At 62.4% G+C, this 3,328-nt stretch carries 4 protein-coding genes; all 4 read left to right on the top strand.

Annotated features, from left to right (window positions below):
* The coding region (locus tag AKL29_RS44860) for a VOC family protein (protein ID WP_430648878.1) at positions 1 to 192 on the top strand (192 nt) is incomplete at its 5' end.
* Positions 193 to 539: 347 nt separating this feature from the next.
* On the top strand, positions 540 to 1,196 hold the full coding sequence (locus tag AKL29_RS15010) for a TetR/AcrR family transcriptional regulator (protein WP_038377107.1): 657 nt from the start codon (positions 540 to 542) through the stop codon (positions 1,194 to 1,196).
* A 204-nt stretch (positions 1,197 to 1,400) separates the two neighbouring features.
* Positions 1,401 to 2,210, top strand: coding sequence for an ABC transporter permease (locus AKL29_RS15005; protein WP_028331854.1), 810 nt, complete (start codon positions 1,401 to 1,403; stop codon positions 2,208 to 2,210).
* A 58-nt stretch (positions 2,211 to 2,268) separates the two neighbouring features.
* Positions 2,269 to 3,267: an ABC transporter substrate-binding protein gene (locus tag AKL29_RS15000; RefSeq protein WP_050384735.1), complete on the top strand. Its 999-nt coding sequence runs from the start codon at positions 2,269 to 2,271 to the stop codon at positions 3,265 to 3,267.
* The last annotated feature ends 61 nt before the right edge of the window (positions 3,268 to 3,328 follow it).

Raw genomic sequence — 3,328 nt, 5'->3', positions numbered from 1 at the left:
GACCGGCTGCGCGGCATCTGCTGGCGCGTCGCCGACATCGACGCCACGCGTGCGCGGCTGATCGCCGCTGGTGTCGACGTCTCCGAGGTTCGTACCGGCCGCAAGCCCGGCACGCGCGTGATGACGGTGCGCAACGGCACCTGCGGCGTGCTGACGCTTCTGGTGCAGCCTTCGCAAGGAAAGCCAGACTAGGCTGCGCTTTATCCGCGCGTCGTCCCGGCGGCGGGTGTCGTAGGCAACTGCAGGCTTTGAATTTCTCGTCATTCCGGGGCTCGCGAAGCGAGAACCCGGAATCCATTCACCCACGGAACACGTTGTCCGATTGATTTCGGGTTCGTGCTGCGCACGCCTTCAGGTGCGCAATTGCGCACCGGGGAATGACGAGGAGGGTGGTTGCGAGAAATATTCCCGCATGGCCGTCACGACAACATTCGTTCTCAAACGTCGTTCGTCATGCTACATTCATCAATTCAGCATCACGGGCGATCGATTTGGCCAAGGCAAAGCGAATTCAGAGATGGCAGCGCGACCCCCAGGGGATGCGGCTGCGGATTCTCGAGGCGGCCAAGCAGGAATTCGCCGCCCATGGCCTCGCCGGGGCGCGGGTCGATCGCATCGCGGCCAATGCCGGCGCCAACAAGCGCATGCTGTACTACCACGTCGGCAACAAGGAGGATCTTTATCTCGAGGTGCTGGAAGGCGCCTATGAGAAGATCCGCGCCGAGGAGCGCACCCTTGATCTCGAGCATCTCGATCCGCCCGAGGCGATCGGGCGTCTGATCGACTTCACGTGGAACTATTTTCTGCGTAACCCCGAGTTCCTGGCACTGCTGAACACCGAAAACCTCGCTAAGGCGAAACACCTGAAGCGTTCGACCAAGGTCAAGTCGATGCACTCGCCCTTTGTCGAGATGATCCGCACCGTGGTGACGCGCGGGGTCGAGAGTGGCGATTTCCGCGTCGCGGTCGATCCGGTGCAGCTTTACATCTCGATCGCCGGGCTGGCGTTCTTCTATCTCTCCAACAGCGCTACGCTGAGCGTGATCTTCGGTCGCGACCTCTTGAAGAAGGACGCCCGCGACGAGCGCCTCGAGCACATGACCGCGCTGGTGCTGGCGGCGCTGACCGGCAAATCCACGGCGGCGTTCGGCGGCGCGATGCCGGTGCTGCGCGCGGCCGAGCACCGCGTGGTGTGAGGCGCACGTTCGCGCTCATCACTGATGCCCGTAGCCCGGATGGAGCGAAGCGCAATCCGGGCTACGAAGTCTCATCCGACAAAAATTCTCGCCTGACGAAAGTCGCGTATTTCGGCGCGATTTTGCCGCGCGCTTGGGGCTGGACAGTATTTATCCAACGGGTTAATTTCTGAACGAACAGAGAGACTGCAAAGGGAGCGTGACGTGGCGGAGGCAAAGAGCCCTTCGGGCCTGTCGAAGGTGCTGAATGCGGCGTGGGTACGTCCGTTCCTGTTTTTGGTTGTCATCGTGGCGGCCTGGGACCTCGCGATCCGCCTGTTCCATATTCCCGCCTACCAAATTCCCTCGCCCGGCGACGTCGTCGCGGTGCTGTGGAGCGACTGGCCGGAGCTGTTGCGGCAGTCCTGGCCGACAACCTATGCAACGATTTGCGGCTTCCTGCTCTCGGCGCTGTTCGGCATTCCCATTGCGATGCTGATCGCGGGTTCGAAGACGGTCGAGAGCTACGTCTATCCGCTGCTGGTGTTCTCCCAGTCCGTGCCGAAGATCGCGATCGCGCCGCTGTTCGTGGTGTGGTTCGGCTTCGGCATCATCCCCAAGGTAATCTCCGCGTTCCTGCTCGGCTTCTTCCCCGTGGTGGTCTCGGCGGTGCAGGGCTTCAAGTCGGTCGACCCTGATATGGTCGATCTGGCGCGCGCGATGCAGGGCAGCCGCTTCCAGGTGTTCCGCGCGGTCAACCTGCCGCACGCGATGCCCGCGATCTTTTCCGGCCTGAAAGTCTCGGTGACGCTCGCTGTGGTCGGCGCCGTCGTCGGCGAGTTCGTCGGCTCCAACTCCGGCATCGGCTATGTGATGCAGCGCTCGATCGGCACCTTCGACCTGCCGACGATGTTCGCCGCGCTGGTGATCCTCGCGCTGCTCGGCGTCATCCTGTTCTGGATCGTCGACCGCATCGAGCGGCTGGTGATCCCCTGGCACGTCAGCCAGCGCGACGACATCATCTTCGCTTCCTAGCGCAGCAAACGGACAAGCGGTCCAAGCAAGGACCGCGGACAATAAAGGGAGAACAACCATGAAGCGTTTGATTGCGGTCGCAGGCGCCGCGCTGGCCTGGACCGCGCTTGCGGTGGCCCCTGCATCCGCGGCCGACAAGGTCGTGCTGATGCTGAACTGGTACGTCTATGGCGAGCATGCGCCGTTCTATTACGGCAAGGCCAAGGGCATCTATGCCGCCGAAGGTATCGACCTCGAGATCCAGGAAGGCCGCGGCTCGGCCGCGACCACGCAGGCGGTGGCCGCCAAGACCGCCGATTTCGGCTATGTCGACGTGCCGACGATGATGCGTGCCGCGGTGAAGGGCGCGCCCGTGATCGCCACCGGCGTGCTGCTGCAGACCAGCCCGATGTCGGCGATGAGCCTTGCCGAGAAGAACATCAGGAAGCCGGAGGACATCAAGGGCAAGACGGTCGCGATCACGCCGGCAGATTCGATGACGCAGATCTGGCCGCTGTTCCTGAAGAAGACCGGCCTGAAGGAAAGCGATTTCAACACCGTCGCCGGCGACGGCCAGACCAAGCTCAACGCCGTGATCAACGGCCAGGCTGACCTGCTGCTCGGCTACGTCATGGACCAGTCGATGAAGATCAAGGACGCCACCGGCAAGGACGTCTATCCGATCAAGTTCGCCGACTACGGCATCAACATGGTGTCGTCGGGCATCATCGCGAACTCCGACTATGTGAAGGCCAATGCGGACCTGGTCCGCCGCTTCATGTCGGCGACGACAAAGGCGGTGGAAGCCGCGGAGAAGGACCCGAAGGCGGCTGCGCAGTCGATCCTCGACGCCAACCCGAAGGGCGGCAAGATCGACACGTTGACGCAAGGCTTCGAACTGACGATCCCGCTCTATCGCACGCCGGAGACCAAGACCAAGCGGCCGTTCCAGGTCACCGACCAGAACATGACCGAGTCGGTCAATTTGATGGTCGAGTATGGCGGCCTCGACGCCAAGGCCAAGGCAAATCCGAAGGCATTCTACACCAACGACTATCTGCCAAAGGGCAATTCGTGAGCCATCACCGCCGACTGTCGTCCCGGCGAAGGCCGGGAGGTAGATTCACATTCGAAGTGCA

It is taken from the genome of Bradyrhizobium pachyrhizi (assembly GCF_001189245.1).
GTDB lineage: Bacteria > Pseudomonadota > Alphaproteobacteria > Rhizobiales > Xanthobacteraceae > Bradyrhizobium > Bradyrhizobium pachyrhizi.
Note: the sequence above shows the minus strand (reverse complement) of the source record. Positions and strands in the feature narration are given on the sequence as shown.